We start from the raw sequence: 5,777 nt of genomic DNA on the forward strand, positions 1-5,777 counted from the left end.
GCAAGCGGAAAACGACTGGCTCTCGCTGCGCCACGATGTGGATGAACTGGCGCGGGCGTATCACGTTGCTTGGAATTGGAGCGATCCTCAATACACGCCGGGGGCCGTCGGTACGGGGCCCTATCATCGCCTGACTGGAACGTATCAACTGGAGAGCAACCAGGGCGACAGTCCGCGTCAAGCGGCTGAAAAGGCCGCCCGCACCGTGCCTGCCGACCGGCGGCAACGTACCTACCAAAGCTTGATGAGTCGACTGGAGGCGCCGGATGTGATTGCTATCGACCGTATCGAAAATCGAGTCACCATGGCTTCATCGCTCGCACCGCGGGTGGCCTTCGAGGCTGACGGCCAAGCTCGCACGGAACGATGGTCCGGAAGATGCGGGCGGAACTCGAGAACTTGGGGTATTGAAATATCGAACGTCCAACCGCCCATGAGCAAGAACGTGAAACCCAAGGCCACCGACGTTCAAGGTGGCCTGACAGACTTTTCGAAACGCCGCAGAAAGCGTGCGGAAGCTGCCCGGCGGTCTTCATCAGAGCCCTGAAGGAGGTTCCATCATGGCAAGAATCGTAGGCATCGATCTTGGCACCACCAACAGCGTGGTTGCGATCATCCAGAACGGAGACCCCGTGGTAATTCCCACCGCGGAAGGCAGCAACCTCTGTCCCTCGGTCGTCGCCTTCACCCCCAAGGGAGAGATCCTGGTGGGACAAATCGCCAAACGCCAGGCGATCGTGAACTCCGAGAACACTATCTACTCGATCAAGCGCTTCATCGGACGCCGATACGACGAGGTCGAGGAGGAGCGCAAAATCGTCTCCTACAAGGTGATGGCCGGACCGTCGGGTGACGCCCGGGTCCAGGTGCCGGCCACCGGCAAAACGATGCCTCCCCAGGAGATCAGCGCCAAGGTGCTCCAGAAGCTGAAGCGGGACGCCGAGGCGTTCCTGGGCGAGCCCGTGAGCCAAGCCGTCATCACCGTTCCCGCCTACTTCAACGACAGCCAGCGGCAGGCGACGAAGGATGCGGGCACCATCGCCGGGCTCGAGGTCCTCCGCATCATCAACGAGCCCACCGCCGCGGCCCTGGCCTACGGCCTCGACAAGAAGACCAACGAGACGATCCTGGTCTTCGACCTAGGCGGCGGCACGTTCGACGTTTCCGTCCTCGAGGTGAGCGAGGGTCTGGTCGAAGTCAAGGCCACGAACGGCGACACCCACCTCGGCGGCGACGACTGGGACGAGAGGATCGTACGATTCCTCATCGAGGAGTTTCGGAAGGATCAGGGCATCGACCTGGGAAAGGATCGCCAGGCGCTTCAGCGGCTTCGCGAAGCCGCTGAGAAAGCCAAGATCGAGCTCTCGAACGTGGTGGAGACCGAGATCAACCTGCCGTTCATCACCGCCGACGGCGGCGGGCCCAAGCATCTCGCGGTGAAGCTCACCCGGAGCAAGTTCGAGCAGATGACGGAGGACTTGCTGGAGCGATGTTCCGGTCCTTTCGAGCGGGCGCTGAAGGATGCCGCCCTCGACGCCGGCCGGATCGACGAAGTGGTCCTCGTGGGTGGCTCCACCAGGATGCCCATGGTCCAGGAACGAGTGCGGAAGCTCGCCGGCGGGAAAGAGCCCCATCGGGGCGTGAACCCCGACGAGGTGGTCGCGATCGGCGCTGCAATCCAGGGAGGAGTCCTCGGGGGCGAGGTCAAGGATGTGCTGCTCCTCGACGTCACTCCCCTGTCGTTGGGAGTGGAGACTCTCGGCGGCGTCACGACGAAGCTCATCGAGCGCAACACCACCATCCCTACTCGAAAAACGGAGACCTTCTCCACTGCGGAGGACAACCAGACGGGGGTGGACGTTCACATACTCCAAGGAGAGCGGGAGATGGCGTCCGACAACATGACGCTCGGCAAGTTCCGGCTCGAAGGAATCGCGCCCGCGCCCCGGGGGGTGCCGCAGGTCGAGGTCACGTTCGACATCGACGCCAACGGCATCATAAACGTGTCGGCAAAGGACAAAGCAACAGGGAAAGAGCAGACGGTCGCGATCACCGCCTCGACGAACCTCGGCAAAACGGACGTCGAGCGCCTGGTGCGCGAAGCGCAGCAACATGCCGTCGATGATCGCAAGCTGCGCGAGCTGGTGGACGTGCGAAACCAGGCGGACACGCTGATCTATCAGGTGGAGAAGTCCCTCAAGAACCTCGGGGATCGAGTGCCGTCTTCGGACCGAGCCAGGGCGGAGTCCAAAATCGAAGAGCTGCGGACGGCGATGGGGGGTGACGACCCGGGTCGCATCCGTCAGGGCGCGGAAGCTCTCCAGCAAATCGCGAACGCGCTGGCGCAGCAGACGACGGCGCAAAGCTACGGCGGCGGCTCCGGAGGCACGCCCCTAGGCCATGGCGGCGACGACGACGTGATCGAGGGTGAGTTTACGGAGGTGTAGGTCTTGGGCCCGGAGCTCGAAGAAATCCAGAGGAAATTGACTGCGCTGCTCCAGGAGAACGAGGAGCTCAAGGACAAGTATCTCCGCGCCGCCGCTTCGATGGAGAACGCTCGCAGGCAGGCGGAGCGAATGACCGAGCTACGGGCGCGGAACCGGCTTCAGGATCTCTACCTGCGACTCATCGAAGTGGTGGACAATCTGGAACGCGCCCTCGAGTACTCGAACGGCACGGACGCGCTTTCGCCCGGAGTGCGCGCGACCCGGGAGCAGCTCCTCGACGTTTTGCGCCGCGAGGGAGTCGTGCCGATAGATGTCGAGCCCGGAGTGCTTTTCAATCCCGAGTCCCAGGAGGCGATCGAGACTCGTGAGGGCGCGGTACCCGAACCTACGGTTTCGGCAGTCGGACAGGCAGGTTACACACACGAGGGACGGGTGCTGCGCCCGGCGCGGGTAACCGTAGTACGGCCTCCGCGTCACGCCTGAAGACGGCGGCCGGAAACGACGAATGGTAAGACGATGGCATTCGATATCAATCGCTTCACGAAAAAGTCGCAGGAGGCGACCCAGACGGCGCAAGGCCTCGCCGAGCGCAACGGAAACAGCCAGGTGGAGCCGCCTGGCGGACGTCGGATGCGACCCAATCTTCGATGCCCGGCCCTTGAAGCGGCTCATCCAGCAGCAGATCTCGAACGAGCTTTCGCTGCATCCTTCTTCAGGGTGAGTTCTGCGGGGGCGACTTGATCCTCGTCGGACGCGGGCGAGGGCGGAAAGTTCATCTTCCGCAAGAGAGCGGCGGGAGGTCGACTTCACCAAGGCTTCGTCGAGGGCGCTGGAGCTCGGCGGGGGCTCCGGGGCTATAGGCGCTTGGAGTTCAAAGACTACTACACGGCGCTCGGAGTCGCGCCCGACTCCGACGACAAGGCCATCAAGCAGGCGTACCGGAAGCTCGCGCGCCAACATCATCCCGACGTCAAGCCCGGAGACAAGGCGTCCGAGGAGCGCTTCAAGGAGATCAACGAAGCATACCAGGCGCTCTCCGATCCCGAGCGCCGGAAGAAGTACGACGAGCTCCGCCGGCAGTATCAGCAGTGGGGCGAGCGCGGCGGTCGCGGCGACTTCGACTGGGGCCAATGGCAGACCGCGCCCGACCAGCAGGGACGAAGCTACAACGTCTCTCCGGAGGATGTCGAGGACCTCTTCGGCGGCGGAAGCCCGTTCTCCGACTTCTTCGGGTCGATATTCGGCCAAGGCGCATCGGTGGGCGCCGGCCGCACCGCGGGACCACGGCGAGGACGGGACCTCGATGGCGGAATCGAGATCACTCTCGAAGAGGCGTTTCATGGGACGACCCGAGGCCTTCAGATCGGCGAGCGTCGGATCGAGGCCAGAATCCCGCCTGGAGTCCGCTCGGGCTCCCGCGTCAGGCTCCAGGGGCAGGGTTCGCCCGGGAGCGGAGGGGCGAGCGCGGGCGATCTCTATCTCGTCGTCGAGGTCGCTCCCCATCCTACCTTCACTCGTAAGGGCGACGACCTGCGGGCGGATGTGCACGTGGATTTCTATACCGCCGCCATCGGCGGCGACGCGCGCGTCCAGACCATCGATGGTGCGGTGACCCTGAAGATCCCGGGGCGGAGCCAGGCGGACAAGACGTTCCGTCTCCGGGGTAAAGGCATGCCGCGGCTCGGCCAGCCCGGCGAACGCGGCGATATGTGGGCGCGGGTCAAGCTCGTTCTCCCCGAGCCCATTAGCGACGCTGAGATCGTTGGACTGCGAAAGCTCGCCGACGGACGCACGAAGAAAGGAGGCGAGAGATGAACGAGAACGACAGGCTCCTCGACGCTGAAGGCGCGGCGAGGCTCGCTAGAATCGACGTGACCGTCGTCTCGTACTATGCAGAGATCGGGCTTGTTGTCCCCTCTTCGGAAGGCTATTCTCCAGCGGCTGTGGCGGAGCTCCGCCGGGTGCGCCGCCTCCATGAGGACGTGGGACTCGATCACGCGGCGATCGAGATCGTTCTTCGCATGAACGCGCGGATTCGGCAGCTCCAGGAAGAGCTCCGGCGGTTGCGATTGTCGCTCTCGCGGCCGGGTGGAGAGCTTCCCCGAGACTGGGTGGAATCCGAGTGGGAGGACTGCCAATGAGCTCGTCCTACAAGAGAAACGAACCACGAAGACGTTGTCCCTCGTCAATACTCGTGAGCCTGTGAAAACAAGGACCTGCATCCGGCTTGAGTTCCGGGCCTAAGAAGGCGAAACTTCGCCACCATGTTCCGTGTTCTCGTTTTCCTCGTCTCACTCGGCGCAACACGAGGTCCGCGCGGTCACCGCACATCGCGCGTAATGCACCGGTCGAGAATCTAGCTCTGCGGCAGCAAGTCACGGCGCTCAGGAAACGGAATCCTCGGCCGCGCTCGATGACACGGGACCGAGCATTCTGGGCGGCTCTTCATCCAGCAATTCCTTGGTAACAGGCTCAAGGCTCCGCGTGTTTCATGCCGTAGACCACCCGGTGTCCGGGAAGCCCGGACCGATTCGAAACCATTTTGCTTCTCGAGCCAATCAAGCCAGGGAATTCGCCGCCGATTCGTGATCGGAGGCGGCGAGGCTGTGGCCACTCAAACCGATGCGATCAATCTTTCCGTAAAGCTTTCGCTCCAGCCCGTCCGCTTGTCCGATACAGCGCGAACTTGATGTCCGACGAGCGGCCAGCTGTCCTGAGAATTCCTGGTAGGGTCATGGAACGTCAGTGTCGTCCCGCGTTGATCGTCAGGATGCACGGGTTGGCGGGTTTCATGAATGACGCTTTCGTCATTCTGCAATCCGAGCGAAGCTTGTTTCGCGCACGTGGACCAGCAAGCCGTGTGAAGAAACGTCCTAATCCCCAAACCTTCCGCGATCCGGACGAACATCGGGGTATTTTCGATATAGACGACCCGCCGGGCTGGCGCCTGAGCCGATGTCCAGCGCTTCGGACTCGAAAGGTGCACATCCGCAAGCCCGACGCGAACATCGGCTAAGATCGCCGGTCAAGCTGGACGGGTTCATGGGTTCTCTATTTCCTCTCAGCCCGTGCCGGATCTTGAGCTGAGCGACCAGGTTTGATCCTTTCGATACGCATTCAGTTCGCGTCCTTCGTTGCTGACCACCGAAGCAGGCGACCTAAGGTTTCGATTGCCGCGAACATCAAGCGCCCTGAGCCCGGGTGAACGGTCGCTTCTCGTGGAAAACCACCCAATCGAAATGTTCTTGCAGCGTGAGCTTTCCCTTCCTCGTAGGTGTCGAAGTTCAGGTGATGCCTGTCCTTCATCTCCGCCAACTCCAGCTTGAAGCT

7 protein-coding genes are annotated in these 5,777 nt (G+C 62.6%); 6 read left to right on the top strand and 1 reads right to left on the bottom strand.

Annotation, left to right across the window (positions count from 1 at the left end):
* The 6 genes from VEK15_23425 to VEK15_23450 all read left to right on the top strand — a co-directional run.
* Nucleotides 1–547 (top strand): hypothetical protein (locus tag VEK15_23425; GenBank protein HXV63671.1); only part of this gene is annotated, 547 nt, incomplete at its 5' end.
* 13 nt (nt 548–560) lie between these two features.
* On the top strand, nt 561–2,447 hold the full coding sequence (gene dnaK / locus VEK15_23430) for a molecular chaperone DnaK (GenBank protein ID HXV63672.1): 1,887 nt from the start codon (nt 561–563) through the stop codon (nt 2,445–2,447).
* Nucleotides 2,448–2,450: 3 nt separating this feature from the next.
* Nucleotides 2,451–2,930, top strand: coding sequence for a nucleotide exchange factor GrpE (locus VEK15_23435; GenBank protein HXV63673.1), 480 nt, complete (start codon nt 2,451–2,453; stop codon nt 2,928–2,930).
* Nucleotides 2,931–2,952: 22 nt separating this feature from the next.
* Complete coding sequence (locus VEK15_23440; protein ID HXV63674.1) at nt 2,953–3,168, top strand: hypothetical protein; 216 nt, start codon at nt 2,953–2,955, stop codon at nt 3,166–3,168.
* A gap of 143 nt (nt 3,169–3,311) precedes the next feature.
* Nucleotides 3,312–4,262, top strand: coding sequence for a J domain-containing protein (locus VEK15_23445; GenBank protein ID HXV63675.1), 951 nt, complete (start codon nt 3,312–3,314; stop codon nt 4,260–4,262).
* Complete coding sequence (locus VEK15_23450; protein HXV63676.1) at nt 4,259–4,588, top strand: chaperone modulator CbpM; 330 nt, start codon at nt 4,259–4,261, stop codon at nt 4,586–4,588. Before VEK15_23445 ends, VEK15_23450 begins: the two co-directional genes overlap by 4 nt.
* A 976-nt stretch (nt 4,589–5,564) precedes the next feature.
* Here VEK15_23450 and VEK15_23455 read toward each other — a convergent pair.
* Nucleotides 5,565–5,777: hypothetical protein (locus VEK15_23455; protein HXV63677.1), on the bottom strand; the 213-nt coding region annotated here is incomplete at its 5' end.

The sequence above is a fragment of the Vicinamibacteria bacterium genome, assembly GCA_035620555.1.
GTDB lineage: Bacteria > Acidobacteriota > Vicinamibacteria > Marinacidobacterales > SMYC01 > DASPGQ01.